The organism is Archangium primigenium (assembly GCF_016904885.1).
GTDB lineage: Bacteria > Myxococcota > Myxococcia > Myxococcales > Myxococcaceae > Cystobacter > Cystobacter primigenius.
Window position 1 is genome coordinate 9,191,540 of record NZ_JADWYI010000001.1, and the last position, 23,387, is coordinate 9,214,926.

A 23,387-nucleotide genomic window follows, 5' to 3' on the forward strand; every position below is an offset into this window, starting at 1 on the left:
GGCGGGAAGAGGCAGGACACCGGTGTTTTGGATATGAAAAGGCCGGTGAAGGCGTGAGCCCGCACCGGCCTTGGGAGGACCGCGCTCGACTACTTCAGCTTCTGGTACACCGCGTCGAGCAGCGTGCCGTCATCGCCGCTGAGCTCCCAGGCCATCGCGCCGCCCAGGCCCTTGCTCAGGATGTAGTCGGACTTGGCCGCCATGGACTGCGCGTCGTCGTAGGCGATCCAGATCTTCGTGCTCGGGCTGTAGAGGTAGGCCTCCTTGGCCTCGGCGTGGAAGTACTTGGTGTAGCCCTTGCCCTCGTAGTTCTTCTTGAGGTCCTTGTAGTCGAACACGCCCGTCAGGCCCGACTGGCCGTCATCCCAGGTGCCCTTGGTGGGCGTACCGGCCTGGAACAGACCGTTGTTCGTGGAGCCCACGTTGCCCCAGCCACGGCCGTAGAAGGGCAGGCCGAGGACGATCTTGCTCGCGGGCACGCCCAGCTCGAGCATCTTGGCCACCGTGCCGTCGGTGTAGAAGCCGTCCTTGGCCGCCGGATCGCCCGTCACGCGGAAGAGCGCCGACTGGAAGTTCGTCGAGGCCTCGAACGCGCCGTGGTAGTCGTACGTCATGATGTTGATCCAATCGAGCGTGTTCGCCAGGTTCTTGGTCTCCTGCTTGTTGGCGAGCAGGTCCGGCGAGGCGCCCGAGGCGATCGTGAGCAGGTACTGCTTGCCCGTCTGAGCGGTGAGGGCATTGAGCTGGTTGCGGAACTCCTGCATGAGCAGCGTGTAGTTCTGCTTGTCCGCGGGGCTGTTGCCGTTGCCCGGCAGACCGCCACCCACCGGGTACTCCCAGTCGATGTCGATGCCGTCGAACACGCCCACGCCGTTGGAGCCCGTGACGCCCGGGTACTGGCCCTTGATGTACAGGTCCACGCACGACTTCACGAAGGCCGAGCGCGAGGACGCGGTGGCGGCCACCGCGGAGAAGTCCTTGGACCAGCTCCAGCCACCCACCGAGATGAGGGCCTTGAGGTTCGGGTAGCTCTTCTTGAGTTCCTTGATGCCGCGGAAGTTGCCGCGCAGCGCGCCGGCGTCCCACTCACCCGTCCAGCCGCCCGCCTTGTCGATGTCGGCGTACGAGTCGCCGAGCACGCACTGGCCATTGGCGATGTTGGAGAAGGCGTAGTTGAGGTGGGTGACCTTGGCGGCGGGGATGTTGGAGACCTGGTAGTTGCGGCCGTAGATGCCCCAGGCGGTGAAGTACATCACGATCTTCTTGCCGCCGGTGGAGGGGGGCGGCTGGGTGGTGCCGATGGCCACCGAGACGGTCACGCTGGAGCTGCCCACGTTGCCCGCGGCGTCATAGGCATTCACCGTATAGGTGTACGTGCCGTTGTTGGACGAGGTAAAGGAGCGGCTGTACGTCTTGCTCGTGGAGACGACCGCGCCGTTCTGGAGGATCTCCACCTTCGTCACGCCCACGGCGTCCGACGCGGTCGCCGTCAGGTTCAGCGTCCCGGCGGCGGTGAAGTTCGTGGAGTTGGCGCTCAGGGACGTCGTGGGCGCGGTGGTGTCGCCCGTGGTGGGAGGGTTGGTGGTGCCGCCCGCGTCCTTCCACAGCGCCGGGACGTTGGGGGGCTCCCAGCCCTGCAGCGACGTATGCGCCTGCAGACACTGATAGGACTTGCCTCCGTAGGTGACGCGAGCTCCCGCGGCGTACGCGGTGTTCGCCGCCCAGGCGGGATCCGCGAGCGGCGCCTTGCGCACGGAGCCCGGGCCCTCCGCCATCTCGGACATCAGAGCTTCCGGACCACAGCCCGCGGACAGCGCGGAAACGACCAGACCCACGGCCAACTTATTGCGACGCATCATGGACCTCTCCAGATTGCTGGGGATGACTTGAGGGGGGCGGGACCGCGCGGTGCAAGGTTTGTCGGGTGTCTGACACTCCAGCCACCCGCACATGACCGCGCCACACACGGCCAGCCGCACGAAGGCTCAGCGGAACCGCTGTCTAAGATTGTCCAAGGATGTGATTCGGGTCAAGCCCGTTTGCGCGGTTTTTCTCAATTTCTCTCGTCTTCCATGCATCCCTCTTAAGCGGGGCTGGAGAGGGATAGCCCGCAAAAGAAAACGGCGCCCGCCCCACGCCAGGCAAAGCCTGACGCGGAGCGTGCGCCGTCGGGAAAACCGGCCTCAGTTCAGCGTGGCGACACGGCTGGTGCGGCCATCGGTCGCGAGCGTGCGCAGCTGCACGCGGCCCGAGACATCCACCGGCGCCGTGTAGCGCTTCCAGGTCGCGCCGTTGTCCGTGGAGTACTCGATGACCATGCCCGGAAAGAGCACGTTCGCCGTGAGCTTGCCGCCGCTCACTTCCGCGCCCGGCAGGGGAATGCGGTAGTTCACGCCCACGGAATCCGGCAGCTCGCCGCGCGTGTCTACCGGCCGGTAGGTATCCAACCGCGGCAGGATGGATTGACCCAGGGCATTGGTGAACTGCGCCCAGAGCGCGGGCATCTCCGCCTCGGCGGGCAGCTCGGGATTCCAGGCGCGCTCGGCCACGCCCAACATCTTCGGGAAGGCCAGGTACTCCATCACCTCGGGCGTCTTCACGTTCTCGCTCCAGAGCAGACCGTGCATGCCGAGGATGTTCTTCTTGCCCTCGGCGGACAGGCGGACCTTGTCCTTCAGGTCGCTCGGAGAGATGGGATTGCCCATCCGGTTGTGGGTGGCGTTGGCGTAGATGTTGAAGGGCCGGTACTCGAACGTCTTCTTCACGTCCGTGAAGTTGGCCCAGTAGTAGCCGGGCTCGTCCGGATCCTTGTTGTAGGCCAGGTCCATGTAGAGGTTGGTCGAGTGGGAGAGGATGACCGAGTAGCCCTGGTTGGCGAACTTGTAGGCATCATCCTCGCGGCCCCAACCCCACACGTTGCTCCAGGGCATGGGAATGAAGCCCTCGAGGTCCAGACCGTTGTGAATCACATCATCCCAGCCGGTCATCTTCGCGCCGGTGGTGGTGATGATCTGGCTCCAGCGCTTGAAGAAGTGGTTGGCCAGCGCGATGTCGCCCAGATCCTTGGTCTCGGCGTTGGCCTTGCACAGGGGAGAGCCCTGCCACCAGACGTTGGACTGGACCGAGGGCAGCTCGTCGCCGCCGCCATGGATGGTCGTGAGCCTGGCGCCCGGGACCTTCGCGTACCGCGCCGCGATCTCCTGGACGACCTTGGTCAGGAAGGCATACGAGGTCTCCAGGCAGGGATTGACGAAGTTGTCCGTGTAGCCCTGGACGCTCGTGTGCTTGGAGGTGTCGTTGGGATCGAAGAGCCGGTACTGGGTGGCCTTCTCCGGGTCCGTGTCCTTGTACTTGCGGTAGCGGTACTCCATGGACAGCACGGCGGCGCGCGCGTGGCCCGGCATGTCGATCTCCGGGATCACCTCGATGTGCCGCTCGGTGGCGTAGCGGAGGATCTCCTCGAAGTCCTGGGTCGTGTAGTAGCCGCTGCCCTTGCCCACGAAGTTGAGCATCTCCTGCTCGAACCCCTGGTAGGCCGGACGCACCGTCTCCGTGGCGCCGCGCCTGGCGGGCTTGAGCTCGATGCGATCGCCCGTCTCCAGGTCGTTCGAGGAGCCCATGGCCGCGTGCATCATCTGGGTCTCGTCCGGATCGAACCCGCGGCGCGAGCCGTAGTCCGTCAGCTCCGGGATGCCCGGGATCTCCAGGCGCCACCCCTCGTCATCCGTGAGGTGGAAGTGGAACTTGTTGATCTTGTAGTAGGCGAGCACGTCCAGCAGCTTCTTGACCGTCTCCTTGGACTGGAAGTGACGGCCCACGTCCAGGTGCATGCCGCGGTAGGTGAAGCCCGGCGCGTCGGAGATGAGCACCGCCGGAATGGACAGCTCCGTGCGGCGGCCGCTCGGCTTCACCGCGGCGGCGTAGGCCTCGGTGGGGATGAGCTGGCGGAGCGTCTGCAGGCCGTGGAACACGCCGGCCGCGTCCGTGCCGGTGATGGTGATGCGGCCGTCCTTGGCGTCGAGCTGGTAGCCCTCGGCGTCCGCCTTGCCGTCCCCGTCGATGTCCAGGTCCGCCTGGATGCGCAGCTGGATGGCCTCGCTCCCCGTGGAGACGCGCGCGCCGATGCTGCCGGCCATCACGTCGCCGAGCGCCGAGACCAGGTAGCGGGCCTCGTTCTCGAGCGCCTCGGAGTGGCCCACCTGCAGGCCTTCGCGCAGCGTCACCTGACCCTCACGCGCCGTGACGGCGCGGGGCGACGGCAACAGCCGACGCTTGAGCTCCAGGTCGGCCAGGGCCGGGTTCTCCTGGAAGCGCAGGGCGGGGGTCTGCACCGGCAGCGTGTCGTCCTTGAAGCGCGAGGTCTGCTTGGGGTCCGCGGCGTCGAGCTTCGCCGTCGACGGCACGGCGTACGCGCGGTCGCTCTTGAACTGGCCGCCGGAGAACACGATGTGGAAGCCCGCGGGCCCGTCCGACTTGAGGATGGCCCAGTCGGTGGCCAGCACGTCCAGCGCCCGCCGCTCGCCCACCGCGATGGGCTTGAAGTCCGGCAGGGGCTCGAGCACGAAGTAGTCGCCGCTGCCCGCCCGGTCCGCCCGGGACACCTTCACGCCCTGTTTGGCGAGCTCCTGGTAGATGCGCAGGTCCTTGCTGCCCTCGCCCTCGTTGAGCACGCGGCGCACGAAGCTGAAGTAGAGCTTCCAGCCCTGGTTGCCCAGGGCCTCGGGGCCCTTGTTCTCCAGGGTGAAGGTGGAGCGGAAGAAGCCCGGCGCGCTCGGGAAGTTCTCCACGACCTGCCACTCCACGGAGAGCGCGGAGGAGGGCGTGGGGACCGGCTCGGGCTGGGGCTCACCGGGCTTGTTGGGCTCCGGGTTGGGAGTCGGCGAGTCTCCGCCAGTACATCCCGAGGCCAGCACCGCCATGATGGGAAGAGACGTCAGAAACCGCTTCATGTTGCCTCCGGCGAACGGATTCACTTCGGTTGTGTGTTCTTGAGACAGAGTTCCCCCAACCCCCGAGGGAGTCTGGCGTTCACCAGACTCCCGGGGCCCTCCCCCACCCTGCGTGTTCGAGGCGTCAGCGCAGCAGCGCGCGCAGCTCGTCGGCCACCCGGTCCGCCGTGGGCCCGATGATGACCTGCACGGAGCCGGCGGCCGGCTTGACCACGCCGCGCGTGCCGAGCCCTCGCAGCGCCGCGTCATCCACGCGCTGATCGTCCACCACCACCAGCCGCAGGCGCGTGGAGCACAGGCCGATGTCCCGGATGTTCGAGGCACCGCCCAGCGCGACGATCATGCCCTGCGCCAGGGTGCGCTCGGGGTTGACGGCCGCGGGAGCGACGGCCGGACCCGCGCGCAGCGCCTCGCGCACCTCGGAGGCCACCTGGTCGGCCTGCGGGCCGATGATGATCTGCACGCTGCCGGGCGCGGGCCGGATGATGCCGCGCGAGCCGAGCACCGAGGCGGCCTTCTCGTCGACGCGGGTGTTGTCCGCCACGTTCAGGCGCAGGCGGGTGGTGCAGGCGTCCACGACCTGGATGTTCGCCGCGCCTCCGAGCGCCTGGATCCAGGCCGCGCCCCGGGACAGGGCGGGCGCGGGCAGCGAGGCGCCATCGGCCGGAGCGGCCGAGGCGAGGTCGTCCTCCTCACGGCCCGGGGTCTTCAGGTTGAAGTGGGAGATGCAGAGGGTGAACAGGCCGTAATAGAGGCCGAAGTACACCGCGCCCACGGGCAGCAGCAGGACGGGGTTGGTGGCCAGCTTGTAGTTGAGCACGTAGTCGAACATGCCCGCCGAGAAGCCGAAGCCCAGCTTCACGTTGAGCACGTCCATGGCCACCATGGACACCCCCGTGAGCACCGCGTGCAGCAGGTAGAGCGGCGGCGCGAGGAACATGAACGCGAACTCGATGGGCTCGGTCACGCCGGTGAGGAAGGACGTGAGCGCCATGGACAAGAGCAGGCCGCCCACCTTGGCGCGGTTGCGCGGCAGGGCCGCCCGGTACATGGCCAGACACGCCGCCGGCAGGCCGAACATCATCACCGGGAAGAAGCCCGCCATCATCGCGCCCGCGGCGGGGTCACCCTTGAAGAAGCGGTTCAGGTCACCCGTGGCGCCGTTGTAGTCCCCGAGGATGAACCACGCGAGGTTGTTGAGGATGTGGTGCAGGCCGGTGACGAGCAAGAGCCGGTTGAACACGCCGTAGAGGAACAGACCCGCCCGGCCCGCGCTGAACACCGCGCGGCTGGCGCTGTCCAGGCCCGACTCGATGAGGGGCCAGCCAAAGCCGAACACCAGCGCCACGCCCAGGCACGCCAGACCCGTGATGATGGGAACGAACCGGCGGCCACCGAAGAAGGCCAGGTACTCCGGCAGCTTGATGTCCTTGAAGCGGTTGTACAGCACCCCCGCGAGCAGGCCGGAGATGATGCCCGTGGGCACGCTGATCTTCGAGGCGAGGCGCGCCTTGTACCCGGACACCGCCAGGTCCTTGGCCGCGCCCACCAGCCCGTCGAGGACCGCGGGCGGCACCTGCACCAGGGCATCCGTGCCCTTGATGACGATGAAGTAGCCCACCGCGCCCGCCAGACCCGCGGCGCCGTGGTTCTCCTTGGCGAAGCCCACCGCCACACCCACGGCGAACAACAGGCCGAGGTTGGCGAAGATGGCGTCTCCCGCCGCCGCGATGAACGAGATGCCGAGCAGATCTGGTTGACCCAGACGCAGCAGCAGGCCCGCGATCGGCAGGACGGCGATGGGCAACATCAAGGCGCGCCCGAGCTGTTGTACTCCCGCGAACTTGTTGCTCACCATCTCGTGTTCTCCATGGGTAATGCCTTTCCTCAGAGACCCGGCCACGTGCTCGTCACGAGCGCGCGCACTTCGTCACCATTCTCGAGTTCCAACGCCTGACGGGCGGTCTTCTCGCACTGGCTCATGGAGAGCGTGCGGATGAAGGCCTTGAGCCCGGGGATGACCGCCGGCGACACCGACAGCTCGTCGACGCCCAGGCCGATGAGCAGCGGCGCCGCCCGCAGGTCCGACGCGATGCCACCACACACCGCCACCGGCCGCGCGTGCTTGCGCGCCCCCTCCACCGTGCTCGCCACCAGGCGCAAGAGACCCGGGTGCAGACCGTCCAGTTGCGCCGCCACGTGCGGGTTGCCGCGATCCATGGCGAGCCCGTACTGGGTGAGATCATTGGTGCCAATGGACAGGAAGTCCGCCTCGCGCGCGATCCGGTCCGACAGCATGGCGGCCACCGGCACCTCGATCATCGCCCCCAGGGCCACCGGCGTGGACACGCCCAGCGCCCGGCGCTCCTCCTCCAGCATGATGCGCACCGCGCGCATCTCGTGGGCGGACGTCACCATGGGCACGAGCACGCGGCAGACGCCCTCGGGCTTCACGCGCAGGATGGCGCGCAGCTGGGTGCGCAGCATGTCCGGGTGCCGCAGGGAGACGCGCACCCCGCGCAGGCCGAGCACCGGGTTCTCCTCGCGCGGCAGCGGCAGGTAGGCCAGGGGCTTGTCCCCGCCCACGTCCAGGGTGCGGATGACGAGCGGACGGCCGCCCAGCGCCTGGGCGATGTGCTGGTACTGCGCCGTCTGCTCCTCCTCGGTCGGCTCGGTGGAGCGCTCGAGGAAGAGGAACTCGCTGCGCAGCAGGCCGCAGCCCTCCGCGCCCTGCGACGCCGCGGACGCCGCGTCCCCGGGACGGCCCAGGTTGGCGAAGATCTCCACGTGCCGGCCGTCCAGCGTGTGGCAGCCCTCGTGGGCCCGGGCCAGGTGGGCCTCGCGCCGGGTGGCCCGCTCCGCCAGCGAGCGCAGCGTGGCCGACTGGAGCTCGGCGCTCGGATGGACGTGGACCTCGCCCCGCTCGCCATCCACGATCATCGCCGCGCCGTTGGGCACCCGCAGGGCCGCGTCGCCCGCAGCCACCACCGCCGGAATGCCCAGGCCCGCGGCCAGGATGGCCACGTGGGACGTGGGGCCGCCGTGCGCCGTGCACAGCGCCGCCAGCCGACCCGGGGGCACCGCCGCCAGGTCCGACGGCATCAGCTCGTCCGCCACGAGGATGGCGTTGTCGGGCAGGTTCTCGGGCACCCGCGAGCCGCTCTGCCCCGTGAGCAGGGCGACGACGCGCCGACCGATGTCCCGCAGGTCCCCACCGCGCTCGGCCAGCAGGGCGTTCTCCAGCCGCTGCAGCATGCCCACGTGCAGCTCGATGGCGCTGCGCCACGCCCACTCGGCGCTGTGGCCCGAGGAGATGGACTGCAGGGCGGCGTCATTGAGGTCCGGGTCGTCCAACAGCACCAGGTGCGCCCGGAAGATCTCCGTGCGCGCCACGCCCGACTCGCCCTCGATCATCACCTCGATCTCCTGGCGCACGCTCGTCAGGGCATGGGTGAGCCGGCGCTGCTCCTCGGCCTGTCCCTGGCCCCGCTGGGTCAGCTCCAGTTGCGTCTCGAGCACCCGGACGGCGATGCCCACGGCGATGCCCGGGGCCGCCGGCGTGCCCTTGAACAGGGCGGGCGCGCCCGCCGCGTAGGGCGTGAGGGCCACGGGCGACGCGGCCCTGGGCGCGGGCGCGGTGGCCGCCGGCGCCTCGACGATGGGCTGGATGGGATCGCCCAGGCCGCTGGACACCAGGTCCACCAGCGCCTGCAGCCGCTGGCCCGCCTCGGCGCCCTGCACGGTGAGGGTCAGCGTGTCGCCATGCTTGGCCCCCAGGCCCATGAGCGCCACGACACTCTTGCCATTGGCGACGCGCCCGCCATGGGCCACGCTCACCGACCCCGGGTGCATCCGCGCATGGCGGCTGAACACGGCGGCGGGACGGGCGTGCAGTCCATTGGGAATCAAGAGCCGCACGGCGCGCTCGGCCGTGGCACCCGCCGCGGCCTCCTCGGGCGCGCGCTCCCCGCCCTCGATCTCCAGCAGCGGCTCGCCCAGGGACACCGCGCGGTCCTGGCGCCGGCTCGCGATGCTGTAGCCCTCGCCGTTGACCACCACCATCACCGTCAACAGGCTGCGCGCCCGGCGCGCCAGCAAGTCCATGTCGAAGGAGATGAGCGGCTCGCCCGCCTTCACCCGCTGGCCCTCGCGCACGCGCACGGTGAAGCCCTCGCCGCGCAGGTTCACGGTGTCCAGGCCGATGTGCAGGAGGATCTCCGCGCCCGTGGCGGCGCGCAGCGTGCAGGCATGCCCCGAGGCATGGATCGACACCACCACGCCGTCACACGGCGCCTGGAGCTCGGACGAGGTGGGGTCGACGGCGATCCCATCCCCCACCATCTTCTGGGAAAAGGCGGGATCGGGCACTTCCTCGAGCCGCGTGGCCCAGCCCGCGAGAGGTGCGATGAGTTTGAGCATGGACATGGTTCCCGGCTCCGTGGAAGAGACGAGACTCAACGTGGACATGGACCGGCCTTCCCCTGGGAAGCGCGCTCCTGGAGCGCGGTGCGCAGATTGCCCCCCGAACGGGCGAGGAGGGCGTCGGCCTCGGCGGCGGAGCATCCGCTCAGCCCGAGGACGGCGCGTGGAATGTCCCCATGGGCGGCGAGGGCCTCGGCGGCGGCCTGCTCCCCGACCTGGGCGATCTGGCGGATGATGTGGATGCAGCGCTGGCGCAGCTTGGTGTTGCCCGGCCGCACATGGCACATGAGGTTGTCGAAGACGAAGCCCAGGCGCGTCATGAGCGCCGTGGAGAAGAGGTTGAGCGCCACCTTCTGGGCCGTGCCCGCGCCCAGCCGCGTGGAGCCCGCGATCACCTCGGCCCCGGTGCGCAGCAGCACCCGGTGCTCCGCGGCGCGCATCAGCGGCGAGTCCTCCACGCTGGCCAGCGCGATCGTCAGCGCGCCCGCGTGCCGCCCCTCCGCCAGCACGCCCGTCGTGAAGGCGCTATGGCCGCTGGCGGACACCCCCACCACCACGTCCTGGGACCCGGGCCCGAACTCCGCCAGGCGCGCGCGCCCCGCCGCCGCGTCGTCCTCGGCGGGCCCGTTGATGCCCCCGGCCAGGTCCCGCCCCTCCGCCAGCAGGATGGCGAGCCGGGAGGAGGGCCAACCAAAGGTGCCCGCCAGCTCCAGCGCGTCCAGCTCGGCCAGCGCCCCCGAGGACCCCGCCCCCGTGTAGATGAGCCGCCCGGTGCCGCGCGCCAGCCGCTCGTGCGCCGCGCCCACCGCGCGCTCCAGCTCCGGCAAAACGGGCAGGCAGGCCGCCACCGCCCGGGACTGGCTCGCCCACAACGTCTCGAGGACCTCCCCGGTGCTCCAGGTGTCCAACCCCTTCAAGCGCTGGGGCGACCCTTCCGTTTCCCGCGACATGTGGAGTCCCCTCGGCAGCGACTGGTATTAGATTGGACTGGTGCACCATACCAGCACCTTTCTCGATTTCAACGAGAATTTCACTTTGTGCGGTGGCGCATCGGGTCAAAAAAAACGACGGAAAGTGAAAACCTCGTGATTCCAAGGGGTTGAGTCGATTTACAAGCACTCCCGGTTTGGATTCAGCCTTGCGTCATGGTCTCATAGTGGTATTATCATGGTCCTATCGCGGTCCGAAGGAACTGGAGCCATGACCACCCCACCGAGCGCATCGGAGCCCACGGAGCGGGACGCCCTGTCGAGCGACCTGCACCTGCCCCTCTACCTCCAGCTCGCGCGCCACCTCCGGGGACAGATCAACAGTGGCCGCTATGGCCACCGTGATGCCCTGCCCGGCGAGCGGGAGCTGGCCGAGCGCTTCGGCGTGTCGCGGGTCACCGTGCGCAAGGCGCTCAAGGAGCTGCTGGACGAGGGGCTGCTGCAGCAGCGCCAGGGGGCGGGCACCTTCGTCAACCGGGGGCCCATCGTGGAGCAGCGCCTGTCCACGCTCACGGGCTTCTCCGAGGACATGGGCTCGCGCGGACTGGCGGCCGGCTCGCTGTGGCTGCACCGGGCGGTCGCGCTCGCGACGCCCGAGGAGGCGCTGGCGCTCGGGCTGAGCCCGGGCACCCAGGTGAGCCGGCTGCAGCGCCTGCGCACCGCCAACGGCATCGCCATGGCGGTGGAGCTCGCGGTGCTGCCCACGCGCTTCCTGGCCGACCCCCACGAGGTCCAGGGCTCGCTCTACGACACCCTGCGCCGCAAGGGCGTCATCCCCTTCCGGGCGCTGCAGCGCCTGTCGGCCATCCAGCTCACGGTGGAGCACGCCGAGCAGCTCGGGGTGCCCGAGGGCGCCGCGGCCCTCTACATCGAGCGCCGCACGCTGCTCGAGGACGGCACCCCCATGGAGTTCGTCCGCTCCCAGTACCGGGGCGACTCCTACGACTTCATCGTTGAATTGAACCTGGCCACCCCCGCCCGAGAGGTAACCCGATGAGCCTCGCTCCCCACCCCGTGAACCCTGGCGTCCCACCGGCCCCCGCGCTCGCCCGGGAGGCCGCCCAGTCGGCGGACGTCGCGCGCCTGCAGATCGAGCGCTGCGCGGGGCGCTTCGCCGAGCTGGGGGCGCGCCTGCGCCAGAACCCGCCGCGCTTCGTCGTCACCTGCGCCCGGGGCAGCTCCGACCACGCGGTGAGCTATGGCAAGTACCTCATCGAGACCACGCTGGGGCGCGCCGTCGCCTCCGTGGGGCCGAGCGTGGCGTCCGTCTACCAGACGCCCCACCTGGACCTGAAGGACAGCCTCTTCATCGCCGTGTCCCAGTCCGGCCGCAGCCCGGACCTGCTGCGGCTCACCGAGCGGGCGAAGGAGGCGGGCGCGCTCGTCGTCGGCTTCGTCAACACCGAGGACTCCCCGCTCATGCGCATGTGCGACGTGGGCATTCCGCTGTGCGCCGGTCCCGAGCAGAGCGTGGCGGCCACCAAGTCCTACCTCCTGTCGGGCCTGGCCTTCCTGCAGCTCGTGGCGCACTGGTCCGGTGAGGCCCAGTTGCACGAGGCCGTCCGCCGCCTGCCCGAGGCGCTGGAGGCCGCGCGGGAGCTGGACTGGGGCCCCACCCTGTCGCGGCTCACCGACGCGCGCAGCATCTACGTGCTGGGCCGGGGCAGCGGGCTGGGCGCCGCGCTGGAGATCGCGCTCAAGCTCAAGGAGACGTGCCGCCTGCACGCCGAGGCCTTCAGCACCGCGGAGGTCATCCACGGCCCGCTCGCGCTCGTGGGGCCCGGCTTCCCGGTGATCGCCCTGGGCCAGGAGGACAACTCCGCCGAGAGCACCCGCACCGTGGTGCGCCGCTTCGTGGAGCTGGGCGCGGAGGTGCACTCGGCGCTCGCGGTGCCCGGCGCGCTGCCGCTGCCGAGCATCAGCGGCGCGCACCCCGCGATCGTGCCCCTGTGCCACGTGCAGAGCTTCTACATGGCCGTGCACCGGCTCGCCGTGGCGCGCCAGTTGGATCCCGACGTGCCCGTGCACCTGCGCAAAGTGACGGAGACCGTGTGATGGCACGCGTGCTCAGTGGGGCCCGGGTCTTCACGGGCGAGAAGCTCCTCGAGGGGCATGGCGTGGTGCTCGAGGGCGGGCACGTCCAGGCCGTGCTGCCCGAGGCCGAGGTGCCCGCGGGCGCCGAGCGGGTGCGCCTGCCCGGCGACGCCGTGCTCGCCCCGGGCTTCATCGACGCGCAGGTCAACGGCGCCGGGGGCGTGCTGTTCAACGAGACGCCCACCGTCGAGGCCGCGCTCGCCATCGCCGCCGCCGTGCGGCGCTCCGGGACGACGGGGCTTTTGCCCACGTTCATCACCGACGAGCAGGCGAAGATGCGGCGCGCGTGCGAGGCCACCCTCCAGGCCCTGGCCCGGCCCGGCGGCGGCGTGCTCGGCATCCACCTGGAAGGCCCCTTCATCAGTGGCGACAAGCCGGGCGTCCACGAGCCGCGCTACATCCGCGCGCCCGACGCGCAGGACATCGAGTACCTGCTCACCCTGCCCACGCGGCTGGCCACCCAGGAGGGCCGGCTGCTCATGACGCTGGCGCCCGAGCAGGTCGAGGACGCGCTCATCACCCGCCTGGCCTCGGCGGGCATCATCCTCTCGGCGGGCCACACGGCGGCCACCTACGAGCGGACCCACGCGGCCGTGGCCGCGGGCGTGCGCGGCTTCACCCACCTGTGCAACGCCATGCCGGCCGTCAACAACCGGCAGCCCGGCCCGGTGCTCGCCGCGGTCGACACCGAGAACACGTGGTGCGGCATCATCGCCGATGGCATCCACGTGCACCCCGCCCTCTTGCGCCTGCTGGTGAAGAGCAAGGCGCCCGGCAAGGTGTTCCTGGTGACGGACGCCATGCCCCCGGTGGGCACCGACGCGCGCACCTTCCAGCTCTATGGGCAGACCATTCTGCGGCGCGACGGGCGGCTGGTGACGGAGAACGGCACGCTGGCGGGCGCCGACATCGACATGGCGGCCTCGGTGCGCAACTGCGTGAAGCTCCTGGGCTTGAGCCTCGAGGAGTCCTTGCGCATGGCCTCGCTCTACCCGGCGGGCCTGCTCGGACTGGAGCGGCAGCGGGGCCGGGTGGCCCCCGGCTACCACGCGGACCTCACGCTGCTCAGCCCGGACCTGTCGGTGCTCGGCACGTGGGTGGCGGGTCAGGCGCAGTGGTACTGAGCCCCGGGACCGTCCGCCCACGCTAACGGTCCCGGAGGCATCGAACAGAGCCTAGCGGATGCAGTAGCAGCGGCCCATCTGGCACGCGCCGTTGCCCGTGCCGCCACAGCGCGCATCACACTGCGAGTCCTTCGAACACTCCACGATGCCCGGCGCCTCCGGCGCCTGCGCCGCCGTGGAGGAAGCCCCCGCGGTGAAGCCCATTCCCAGGCCCAGCATCAACGCGCCCACCGCCCACAGACCCTTCGCCTGCTTCATCATGTCGTCGCTCCGTTCGAGTAAGTCCGGCGAGACCGGATAGGTTCGAACATACCGTGTTCTGGGGGTCCAAGGGCCATTTCTTGAGGGGTAGGATAAGACACGCCATCCCCCTCGAGACCCCACACCATGACTGACTGGCCCCTCGCTCCGCTCGCCGCCGCGGCGCTGCTGTCCGCGCCCGCCCTGGCCGCTCCCCCCCCCTCGCCGCTCTCCGCCGACCTGGATGGCGATGGCAAGCCGGAGACCATCGCCCTGCGGTGGACCGCGGACAATCCCCGCTTCACCCTCCAGGTGGGGGGCGCCTCCCTGCCGGTGGACACGGGGACGGGCACCCGCTTCGAGGTGGAGGTGGTGGACCTGGACAAGGGGGACACGTGGAAGGAGCTCGTCGTCTCGGCCACGGGCGAGGTCGACAGCGAGCACCGCGTCTACTTCTTCGGCTACGACGGCAAGGCGCTCAAGCGCCTGGGCGACATCCACACCTTCGACCCCGAGAAGCTCGGCGGCAACGGCATCGTCCTCTCGGACACGTGGGAGGGATTCTGGACCCGGCGCAACAAGTACGTGCTGGACCGCAAGCAGTGGAAGCTGCGCGAGGTGCCGCAGGAGTTCTACGCCGTGGGCGTGGAGGCCACGGTGAAGCAGTCCTTCCCGCTCACCTTCGGCCGAGGCGCGGGCGCAAAGGAGACGACCCAGGTCGCCCTGCTGGCCAAGGACTCGCGCATCCAGGTGCTGCTCGCCGCGCCGTCCCCCCAGAAAGGCAAGGCGCCCGCCTTCCTCATCAAGTCCACGACGGGCCTGCTCGGCTGGACGACGCAGGCGGAGTTGGAACAGAAGACCGAGGGTCTGCCCTTCGCGGGCTGAAACCCGTCAGGCCCGCGCGCGCGCGAGGGCGTCCTGGACGCGCCGCACCAGGGCGCGCACGGCCTCGGCCTCCAGGGCGGGGCCCGGTAGACCCTCGCGCCGCGCGAGCGCGGCATCGATGAGGGAGGGATCCTCCAGCCGCGTGCGGGCCCAGAGCGCCGCTTGACGCTTGGTGCACCAGTCGCCCGCCTCCACGTGGCGCCAGGCGCGACAGGCATTGAGCACGTTGTTGGGGCTCACGGGCTCCTCGCGGGCATGCCAGGCGAGCAACGCGCTCAGGGCCTCGAGGATCCACGCCCGAGGCTGGGGCGCGAGCATTTCCCGCGCCGGAGGACCGAGGAGCGCGATCGCGTTCTCACGCGCGACGGCCAGGTCGAGCACGAACCAGTGGCCCGGCTCGCCCTCGGGTCCTGGGCTGAAGCGGTGGCTCATGCCCGCGCCCGTATTGAAGTTCAGCTCGAAGCGCGGCTCGCGCGTGGGTGAGGCCACGGCGTCACGGGCATAGAGCACGAACTCCAACCCCCGCGCGGGACAGGGCAGCACGCGGTGGTCCAAGGCCGCCGCGATGGCCTGCTTCGTCTCCAATGGAAGCGGGGCCGCGCAGACGGCGATGACATCGATGTCACTGAGGTCGGACTCGTAGCCGCCCAGACTCGCCGAGCCGATGAGATAGACACCCAGGAGGGCCTCATCCAACAGAGATTGGAGGCGCGCGACGACGTGCGCCGCATAGGCCTGGAGTTCAGGAGCCACGGTCGCGGAAGGAACATGGGGAGAAGTCATGGAGCCTCACGGAAGGAAGACAGGGTCGGTCGCCAGGCGCATCGTCTCCAGGGCCAACGACGTCACGACGTCCAGCGCCCGACGGAAGTCTCCCGGAGAGCGAGCGAGCGGGCGGCCGATGACGAGAAAAACATCCCACTCCCGCATAGGTCCCAGAGCCTGGGTATCGATTTGTGACCGCCCACAAAGTTAAACATTGCCCCTCAAACCACCGAAATTCCCATTCATTCACCCGGGGAAATGAAAGGGATTCACTCCAGGGTTGGAAGCCCCGTCGCGGATGCCATTGGCCTCGTCCGCGCCCCCAATCCACAGGAGTCGCATTCACATGACGAAGTTCTTCGCGGGCAAGACGTTGGCGGTTCGGTTGCGCATGTCTTCCATGGCCACCGGCCTGGGGATTCTCGCCAGTGTGGCGGGAGGGCTCTCGCTCCAGACCCAGGCCCGGGCCCAGGACAACCAGAGCCGGACGCTCATCACGAACGTGGACGTGGACACCACCCAGCGCCTGATGTTCATCCATGGCCGTCAGTTCTCGACCACCACGGGCGCCGCCCCCGTCGTCCGGGTCGCGGAGATTGGCCTGACGGTCAAGACCTACGGCTCCTCGACCGTTGTGGTCGAACTGCCCCCCGCGTTCCTGCAGCCCGGCTCCTATCTGCTGACGCTGTCGACCGGTCCCAACCTGGATCAGAACGACGCCTTCGACGTGACCATCGGAACGACCGGTCCAAAGGGAGACACGGGGGCACAGGGTCCGCAGGGCCCCAAGGGAGACACCGGGCCGCAGGGCTTCAAGGGAGACACCGGAGCGCAAGGTCCGCAGGGCCTCCAGGGACCCAAGGGAGACACCGGAGCGCAAGGCCCGCAGGGCGTCCAGGGCATTCAGGGGCTCAAGGGGGACACGGGGGCGCAGGGGCCCGCGGGAACGCCGCGGTCCTTCTCCTGCCGCTATCCCACCGGTGCCACGGTGAACAGCTACAGCTACCCCGGCTCCTACGTGGGCTGTCTTCCCGGAGAGTTCCTGACGGGTGGGGCGTGCACCGTGCCGTCTGGCTCCCAGACGATTGGCGCGGAGGGCACGATCACGACGGTGAGTGGCAGCGTCGTCTATGCGTGCGTCCTGGCGGGCCCCTCGTCCACTACCGCCAAGGTCCGCGCCGAGGGCATCTGCTGCAAGATGTATTGAGGCGTCGCGCGGGCAAAAGAAAAGGGCGTCAGACCGGAGTCTGACGCCCTCGAATTCTTCCTGCTGTGTGCCCAGGGGCGGAATCGAACCACCGACACGGGGATTTTCAATCCCCTGCTCTACCAACTGAGCTACCTAGGCGTGCCTCGCGACCGCTTGAAGCGAGAGACGGTTTACGGCGGCTGGGTCCTCGCGTCAAGCATCTTCTTCGCCCCGCCCCTTCCCTCCCCCGCCCGCCTCCGTTATCCCGGTCGCCCCCCTGGAGGGCGTCCCGTGAGCTGGCTCAACTACCACCACCTCCTCTACTTCTGGACCGTGGCCCGCGCCGGCTCCATCGCCAAGGCCAGCCAGGAGCTGCGCCTCGCCCAGCCCACCATCAGCGCCCAGCTCAAGCTGCTCGAGGACTCGCTCGGCCACAAGCTGTTCGAGCGCCAGGGCCGCCGCCTGGTCCTCACCGACGTGGGCCGCACCGTGCTGCGCTACGCCGACGACATCTTCCGCCTGGGCAACGAGCTCACCCACGCCGTCAACGGTCTGCCCTCCGGCCAGCGCCTGCGCTTCGCCGTGGGCGTCACCGACGTGGTGCCCAAGCTCGTCGCCGAGAGCCTGCTCCACCCCGCCTTCGAGGCCTTTCCCGACATCCACATCACCTGCCGCGAGGGCCCCCTCCCCCAGCTCCTCGCCTCGCTGGCCCTGCACGAGCTCGACGTCGTCCTCTCGGACACGCCCTCCTCCGAGCCCGTCAGCGTCCGCTCCTTCAACCACCTGCTGGGCACCTGCGGCGTGTCCTTCTTCGCCGCCCCGCGCCTGGCGCCCCTCGCCCGGGGTTTTCCCCGCTCGCTCGAGGGCGCGCCCATGCTCCTGCCCTCCGAGGGGTCCTCGGCCCACCGCGCCCTCACCGCCTGGTTCGAGGCCCGGGGCGTGCGCCCCCTCATCGTCGGAGGCTTCGATGACAGCGCGCTGCTCAGCGCCTTCGGGCAGCGCGGCCACGGCGTCTTCGCCGCTCCGTCCGTCATCGAGGCCGAGGTCTGCCGCCAGTTCAACGTGTCCGTCCTCGGGCGCACCGGCGACATCGAGACGGGCTTCTACGCCATCTCCGTGGAGCGGCGCCTGCGCCACCCCGCCGTCGTCGCCATCGCCGAGCGCGCCCGCTCGCACCTCTTCGGATAACGCCCGGGCTAGGGCGCCCGGTACACCTCGCGGCCGTCCACCACCGTGGCCACCACCCGCGCGTCCACCAACGCCCGGGCGTCGTCCTCCACCGGGTCCACCGACAGCGCCGTGAAGTCCGCGTCCCGCCCCACCGCGAGCCGCCCGCGCCGCTCCTCCGCGAAGGACGCCCACGCCGGCCCTCCGGTGAAGCCCTCCAGCGCCCGCTCGGCCGTCAGCCGCTCCTCGGGCCGCCAGCCGCCCTCGGGCCGACCCGCCGCGTCCTGCCGCGTGCGCGCCGCGTACAGCCCCGCCAGCACGTCCGGGTTCTCGATGGGAAAGTCGCTGCCCAGCGCCAGCACCGCGCCCGCCCGGCGCAGGCTCTCCCAGGCATACGCGCCCACGAGCCGCTCGGCGCCCAGCCGCGCCTCGGCCCAGCCCATGTCGCTCGTGGCGTGGGTGGGCTGCACGCTCGCCACCAGCTGCGCCGCGCCCAGCTTCTCGATGTCCTCGGGCCGGAGGATCTGCGCGTGCTCCACCCGGTGGCGCAGCGCCTCGGTGCCCGTCGCCTTCGCGGCGGCGATCAGCGTGTCCACCACCAGCGTGTTCGCCCGGTCCCCGATGGCGTGCACCCCCACCTGGAAGCCCCGCTCCATGAAGGCATGCACGCGCGCCGACAACTCCTCGGGCGCCATCAGGAGCAGGCCCGTCTCGCCCGGCGCGTCACTGTAGGGCGCGTGCATGGCGGCGCCTCGCGAGCCCAGCGCCCCGTCCAGCAGCAGCTTCACCGCCTTCATCTCCAGGAGCCGCCCGCTGTAGGGCCCCCGCTCCAGGTACTCGTGGCGCTCCGCGCCCTGGCCGTCCGCCATGGCGTACACGCGCACCGGCAGCCGACCCAACATGTCCCACGTCTGCAGGAGCCGGAACGTGCGCAGGTCCATGCCCGCGTCGTGCACGCCCGTGAGCCCCACCTGCGCGCAGCGCTCGAGCGCCGCCGACAGGCGCACCTGGAGCTGCTCGTCCGTGGGCGGCGGCACCACCCCCGCCACCGCGTCCATGGCGTTGTCCACCAGCACGCCCGTGGGCTCGCCCTTCGCGTCCCGGAGGATGCGGCCGCCCGCCGGGTCCGGCGTGTCCCGGGTGATGCCCGCGCGCCGCAGGGCCTCGCCATTCACCCAGGCGGCGTGGTGGTCCACCCGCGTGAGGTACACCGGCGTGGTGGGAAAGCGCGCGTCCAGCTCCGAGCGGCCCGGGAACGCCCCGCCCGGCCAGCCGTTCTGGTCCCAGCCCTTGCCCATGAGCCAGTCGCCCTGGAAGCTCGTGGCGGGCGCCGCGCCCAGCCGCTCGAGGACCTCCGCCACCGAGCGCGCCCCCTCCAGCCGCGCCACCGTCAGGCTCTTGCCCAGGCCGCCCAGGTGCGCGTGCGCGTCCACCAGCCCGGGCACCACCACCGCGGCGCCCAGGTCCACCACCCGGGCCTCGTTCCCCGCGGCCTCGCGCACGTCCTTCTCCGCGCCCACCGCCACGAGCCGCCCCCGGCGCACCGCCAGGGCCTGGGCCTCGGGCCGCTCCGGGTCCAACGTCCGGATCCTCCGCGCCAGGTAGACCGTCGTCTCCATGCTCACATCCTCGGGCACTCTCCGGACACACGACGGCCCGAGCGCCAGCACCGCCAGCCCCAGGAGGGCGAGCCGTGCCACGCCTCGGGACCGGGCGGACGGAGGGGGTTGGGCTGAAAGGCGCCACATCGGCGGGCGCCACTGTGCGCGAGTGGCCCGCGTCTGTCACCCGCGCCCTCAGTCCACGGGCGCCACCGGCGTGCCCCCGTCCCCGAACGTCAGGGGACCCGTGGGCCCGGGGGGATCCGCCGGCACGATGTTGCCGGGGTTCACGTCCCCCGCGCCCTGGATGGGGGTCGCGTACTCCGTGCCGGGCGGCTGCGTCGTCCGGCACGCCACCAGCCCCACCACCACTCCCACCACGACGAGCAGCCCACGGCGCATGCGTTCTCCTCTGGAAAGGACCTCGTCCCACCGTAGGAACGCCCCCCGCCCCTCGCAACGCATGGCCCCCCGCGCCCTGTCCGGCTTCGTCCGACATCGGATGCAGGCCCCGGCAACATGACAGTGACGATTCGACAGCGGCTTCTTGACACCTGAACTGTCACAACCTACTGTCAGGTTCGTGAGCACGGCGAAGACACAGGTGGGATGGAAGCTCTCGGAGCTGGCCGAGGCGGTGGGCGTGAGCGCGCGGACCGTGCGCTACTACGTGCAGCGGGGGCTCTTGCCAGCCCCTCCCTTCAAGGGGCCGGACACGGTGTACGGGGAGGAGCACTTGCTGCGGCTCAAGGCCATCCGGGTGCTCCAGGCCCGGTTCCTGCCGCTCGACGCCATCCAGGCGGAGCTGGCGCGGCTGGACGAGCCCGCCCTGCGCGCGCTCGCCGAGAGCGACGCGGCGCCGCCGGCCCCCGTGCCGGGCCCCCCCGCGTCGGCCGCGCCCGTCGCGCCGCCCGAGCCGACGCGCTGGCGGCGCTGGGAGCTGGCCCCCGGCCTGGAGCTGCACCTGGCGGACACGGCGGACACGAAGACCCGGGACCTCGCGGAGCACCTGCGGGCCCTCATCCAGAAGACCGAGGAAAGGTAGAGCCATGCACGACGAGAAGAGTGGTCTGTATACGCGCGGCGGTGCCCAGGTCCCCCTGCAGGGGGTGGAGGTCTCCGGAGAGCTGTTGGGAGGCCATGCCCGCGTGCGCGTGAGCCAGCGCTATCGCAACACCGAGCGGGTCCCCGTCGAGGCCGTGTATGTCTTTCCCCTGCCCTCCGAGGCCACGCTCACCGCGTTCTCGCTCACGTGCGCCGGGCGGCGCGTGCAGGCCGTGATCCAGGAGCGCGACAAGGCCTTCCAGACGTACGACGACGCGGTGACGGCGGGCCATGGCGCGGCGCTGCTCGACCAGGAGCGGCCCAATGTCTTCACCGCCCAGGTGGGCAACCTGCTGCCCGACGAGGAGACGCTCGTGGAGGTGGAGTTCCTCCAGGCCATCCAGGTGGAGGAGGGCTGTGTGCGCTGGGCCCTGCCCACGCTCGTGGCGCCCCGCTACATCCCCGGCACTCCCTCGGGCGACCGCACCGCGCACGGCCACGCCGGGCCCACCGACCGCGTGCCCGACGCGGACCGCATCACCCCGCCCGTGGGGGACGCACGCTATGGCCTCACCCTGGACCTGCTCATCGCGCTCGGCCGCGAGGTGGTGGTGGAGAGCCCCTCGCACGCGATCGCCCTGAGCCGTGAGCCGGGGGGCCTGCGCGTGCGGCTCGCCCGGCCCCACGTGGCGCTGGACCGCGACCTCGTGCTCTCCATCCGCGGCGCCGACCTGGACGTGCCCTTCACGCCGCTCGTCACCCACCGCCGGGGCGAGGAGCCGGGCACCTTCGCCCTCACCGTGGTGCCGGACCTGCTGGGCATGGCGCACGCGGGCAAGCGCCAGGAGGTGGTGTTCGTGGTGGACGTCTCGGGCTCCATGGACGGAGAGAGCCTGCCCCAGGCCCAGGGCGCGCTCAGGCTGTGTCTGCGCCACCTGCGCGAGGGGGACCGCTTCAACGTCATCGCCTTCTCCACCACCTTCACGCTCTTCTCCCCCGAGCCGGTCGTCTTCACCCAGCAGACGCTGGAGCGCGCGGACCGCTGGGTGGCGGCCCTGCGCGCCAACGGGGGCACGGAGCTGCTCGAGCCCCTGCGCGCCGCGACGCGGGCGATGCCCGACGGCGTGGTGGTGCTGCTCACCGACGGGCAGGTGGGCAACGAGTCGGAGATCCTCCAGGCGGTGCTGGCCGAGCGCCGCACGGCGCGCATGTATTCCTTTGGCATCGGCACCAACGTGAGCGACGTGCTGCTCAAGGACTTGGCGCGGCAGACGGGCGGCGCGGTGGAGTTCATCCACCCCGGCGAGCGCATCGACGACAAGGTGGTGGCCCAGTTCTCCCGGGCGCTCGCGCCGCGCGTGACGGACGTGGAGGTGCGCTTCGAGGGCGTGGAGGCCCAGGAGCTGGCGCCCGCCGAGCCGCCGTCGCTCGTGGACGGCACGCCGTGGAGCCTCATGGGCCGCTACGCCACGCCCGGCACCGGCCGGGTGGTGCTCAAGGGCCGCTCGGGCGCGGAGACGTTCTCGCTCACCATCCCCGTGACCTTCCCCGCGGCGAGCGATCGCCCCGCGGTGGAGAAGCTGTGGGCCGCCGAGCGCATCCGGAGCTGGCAGGGCGCCGCGCTCGTGGGCCGGCGCGCCGAGTCGCTCCAGACGCGCATCGTCCAGCTCGCGCTCGCGCATGGCCTGGTCACGCCCCACACCTCGTTCGTGGTGGTGGAGGAGCGCACCGGGGAGCGCCGCGCCTCGGGCCAGCCGCAGACCCGCGTCATCCCCGTCAACGCGCCCGCCGGCTGGGCGATGTTCGGCGCGTCCGCCGCCGAGAAGGAGATGGCCGACACCGCCGTCGCGCCCAAGCGCCGGGGCGTGCCCATGGCCAGCGCAGGCGCGCCGCCGCCTCCTCCCGCCCCGGCACCCGCCGCGGCGCCCGCGTCCGCGAAAGCCAAGGGCTCACTGCTCGGTGGGATGTTCAAGAAGTCCGCCGCGCCCCTGCCGCCCCCGGCCCCGCCCGGCGCGGCGGCCCCCGCGCCGGCGCCGGCGCTGGAGCAGACGAAGAACGTCCGGTCGAGGCGCGAGTCGTCCGTCGATCGCGTCAAGGACGAGGCGTTCGAGGCCGAGATGGCCGAGGTGGCCGAGGGCGGTATGGGCGCGAGCGGCGTGGACCTGCTCGGCCAGCAGCTCGCCAGCGGCCTGTGGGCCGGCCAGGGCGCGGGCCCCGAGCCCGTGCGGCAGGCCCGTGGCACCGCGCTCGCCCTGCTGGAGCTGCTGCGCCAGGGCATCACCAGCACGCACGCGCTGCACGGCGCGCAGGTGAAGAAGGCGGTGGAGGCGCTGCTCGCGCTCGTGCCCACGCTGGGCGGGGCGTCCGAGGTGGCGGAGCTGGCCCTGGGCGTGGCGTGGCTCGTGTCCTCGGGGCCGCGCACCCGGGGGCGCATCACCCAGGCCGCCCAGCCCCTGGCCGGCGTGTCCTCGCGGCTGGAGAACGAGGACGCGCTGCGCCAGCACGTGGAAGGGCTCGCCACGCGCTGAGGCGCACGGCGAGGGCCCCGCTCAGCGGCCGCGGAGCGGGGTCCGTCCTCCCGACAGGGGCTCGGACACCGGCGTGGGCCACCCCGAGGGGCCCGGCTGGTAGTGCTCCAACTCGCGCATCATGAACCAGGCCGCCGCGGACACCACGCCCAGGTCATCCAGCCAGCCCACCAGCGGCAGGAAGTCCGGAATCACGTCCAGCGGGAAGAAGAAGTAGGCCACCGCGAACAGACCCGCGAACCGCCGCCAGCGGGGAATGCGCGGGTCGCGCACATACCGGAAGAAGCGCGTGCCGAGGACTCGAAGACCGGAGACGTTCATGCCCCTGTCTACGCGGGGCGCCCCACCCCATTGCGCGGGGCGCCCGGGGCCGTCTGGCCGCCCGCCCGC

18 protein-coding genes and 1 tRNA gene are annotated in these 23,387 nt (G+C 70.9%); 8 read left to right on the forward strand and 11 right to left on the reverse strand.

What is annotated here, in order from left to right:
- Positions 1-89: 89 nt before the first annotated feature.
- The 5 genes from I3V78_RS37670 to I3V78_RS37690 all read right to left on the reverse strand — a co-directional run bounded on the left by I3V78_RS37670 (position 90) and on the right by I3V78_RS37690 (position 10,321).
- Positions 90-1,859, reverse strand: a complete 1,770-nt coding sequence (locus I3V78_RS37670) for a glycosyl hydrolase family 18 protein (protein WP_239576977.1) — start codon at positions 1,857-1,859, stop codon at positions 90-92.
- 324 nt (positions 1,860-2,183) lie between these two features.
- A complete protein-coding gene (locus I3V78_RS40035) occupies positions 2,184-4,949 on the reverse strand; it encodes a family 20 glycosylhydrolase (protein ID WP_204495767.1) in 2,766 nt (921 codons plus the stop codon).
- Positions 4,950-5,073: 124 nt separating this feature from the next.
- Positions 5,074-6,807, reverse strand: coding sequence for an N-acetylglucosamine-specific PTS transporter subunit IIBC (nagE, locus tag I3V78_RS37680; protein ID WP_204495769.1), 1,734 nt, complete (start codon positions 6,805-6,807; stop codon positions 5,074-5,076).
- Positions 6,808-6,836: 29 nt separating this feature from the next.
- Positions 6,837-9,374 carry a phosphoenolpyruvate--protein phosphotransferase gene (gene ptsP, locus I3V78_RS37685; protein WP_239576979.1) on the reverse strand — a complete coding sequence of 846 codons (2,538 nt, stop codon included), beginning with the start codon at positions 9,372-9,374 and terminating at the stop codon, positions 6,837-6,839.
- 29 nt (positions 9,375-9,403) lie between these two features.
- Positions 9,404-10,321, reverse strand: coding sequence for an N-acetylmuramic acid 6-phosphate etherase (locus I3V78_RS37690; RefSeq protein WP_204495773.1), 918 nt, complete (start codon positions 10,319-10,321; stop codon positions 9,404-9,406).
- 250 nt (positions 10,322-10,571) lie between these two features.
- Between I3V78_RS37690 and I3V78_RS37695 the strand changes: the two genes are divergently transcribed.
- The 3 genes from I3V78_RS37695 to nagA are packed head-to-tail and all read left to right on the forward strand — an operon-like array spanning position 10,572 to position 13,578.
- On the forward strand, positions 10,572-11,357 hold the full coding sequence (locus I3V78_RS37695; protein ID WP_204495775.1) for a GntR family transcriptional regulator: 786 nt from the start codon (positions 10,572-10,574) through the stop codon (positions 11,355-11,357).
- The gene (locus I3V78_RS37700) at positions 11,354-12,415 is read left to right on the forward strand and encodes an SIS domain-containing protein (protein ID WP_204495777.1); all 1,062 of its coding nucleotides are present in this window, start codon (positions 11,354-11,356) and stop codon (positions 12,413-12,415) included. The genes I3V78_RS37695 and I3V78_RS37700 overlap by 4 nt, the downstream gene beginning before the upstream one ends.
- Complete coding sequence (gene nagA / locus I3V78_RS37705; RefSeq protein ID WP_204495785.1) at positions 12,415-13,578, forward strand: N-acetylglucosamine-6-phosphate deacetylase; 1,164 nt, start codon at positions 12,415-12,417, stop codon at positions 13,576-13,578. The genes I3V78_RS37700 and nagA overlap by 1 nt, the downstream gene beginning before the upstream one ends.
- A gap of 51 nt (positions 13,579-13,629) precedes the next feature.
- On the opposite strand, the gene I3V78_RS37710 is transcribed toward nagA, so the two are convergent.
- On the reverse strand, positions 13,630-13,839 hold the full coding sequence (locus I3V78_RS37710; RefSeq protein ID WP_204495787.1) for a hypothetical protein: 210 nt from the start codon (positions 13,837-13,839) through the stop codon (positions 13,630-13,632).
- A 126-nt stretch (positions 13,840-13,965) separates the two neighbouring features.
- Here I3V78_RS37710 and I3V78_RS37715 point away from each other — a divergent pair, with 126 nt between their 5' ends.
- Positions 13,966-14,703, forward strand: coding sequence for a hypothetical protein (locus I3V78_RS37715; protein WP_204495789.1), 738 nt, complete (start codon positions 13,966-13,968; stop codon positions 14,701-14,703).
- Positions 14,704-14,709: 6 nt separating this feature from the next.
- Here I3V78_RS37715 and I3V78_RS37720 read toward each other — a convergent pair whose 3' ends face one another.
- Complete coding sequence (locus I3V78_RS37720; protein WP_204495791.1) at positions 14,710-15,486, reverse strand: aminoglycoside adenylyltransferase domain-containing protein; 777 nt, start codon at positions 15,484-15,486, stop codon at positions 14,710-14,712.
- Positions 15,487-15,814: 328 nt separating this feature from the next.
- Between I3V78_RS37720 and I3V78_RS39675 the strand changes: the two genes are divergently transcribed.
- Positions 15,815-16,675, forward strand: a complete 861-nt coding sequence (locus I3V78_RS39675; protein ID WP_239576981.1) for a collagen-like domain-containing protein — start codon at positions 15,815-15,817, stop codon at positions 16,673-16,675.
- A 68-nt stretch (positions 16,676-16,743) separates the two neighbouring features.
- Here I3V78_RS39675 and I3V78_RS37730 read toward each other — a convergent pair.
- Positions 16,744-16,816: transfer RNA gene (locus I3V78_RS37730), tRNA-Phe, on the reverse strand.
- A gap of 132 nt (positions 16,817-16,948) precedes the next feature.
- On the opposite strand from I3V78_RS37730, the gene nhaR reads away from it, so the two are divergent.
- Complete coding sequence (nhaR, locus tag I3V78_RS37735) at positions 16,949-17,845, forward strand: transcriptional activator NhaR (RefSeq protein WP_204495793.1); 897 nt, start codon at positions 16,949-16,951, stop codon at positions 17,843-17,845.
- Between the two features lie 8 nt (positions 17,846-17,853).
- On the opposite strand, the gene I3V78_RS37740 is transcribed toward nhaR, so the two are convergent.
- Positions 17,854-19,443, reverse strand: coding sequence for an amidohydrolase (locus tag I3V78_RS37740; protein ID WP_204495795.1), 1,590 nt, complete (start codon positions 19,441-19,443; stop codon positions 17,854-17,856).
- Between the two features lie 177 nt (positions 19,444-19,620).
- Positions 19,621-19,827: a hypothetical protein gene (locus I3V78_RS37745; protein ID WP_204495797.1), complete on the reverse strand. Its 207-nt coding sequence runs from the start codon at positions 19,825-19,827 to the stop codon at positions 19,621-19,623.
- A gap of 181 nt (positions 19,828-20,008) precedes the next feature.
- On the opposite strand from I3V78_RS37745, the gene I3V78_RS37750 reads away from it, so the two are divergent.
- Positions 20,009-20,470 carry a MerR family transcriptional regulator gene (locus I3V78_RS37750; RefSeq protein ID WP_204495799.1) on the forward strand — a complete coding sequence of 154 codons (462 nt, stop codon included), beginning with the start codon at positions 20,009-20,011 and terminating at the stop codon, positions 20,468-20,470.
- A gap of 4 nt (positions 20,471-20,474) precedes the next feature.
- Positions 20,475-22,997, forward strand: coding sequence for a VIT domain-containing protein (locus I3V78_RS37755; RefSeq protein WP_204495801.1), 2,523 nt, complete (start codon positions 20,475-20,477; stop codon positions 22,995-22,997).
- A gap of 21 nt (positions 22,998-23,018) precedes the next feature.
- On the opposite strand, the gene I3V78_RS37760 is transcribed toward I3V78_RS37755, so the two are convergent.
- A complete protein-coding gene (locus tag I3V78_RS37760) occupies positions 23,019-23,318 on the reverse strand; it encodes a YkvA family protein (protein WP_204495803.1) in 300 nt (99 codons plus the stop codon).
- Positions 23,319-23,387: the final 69 nt, after the last annotated feature.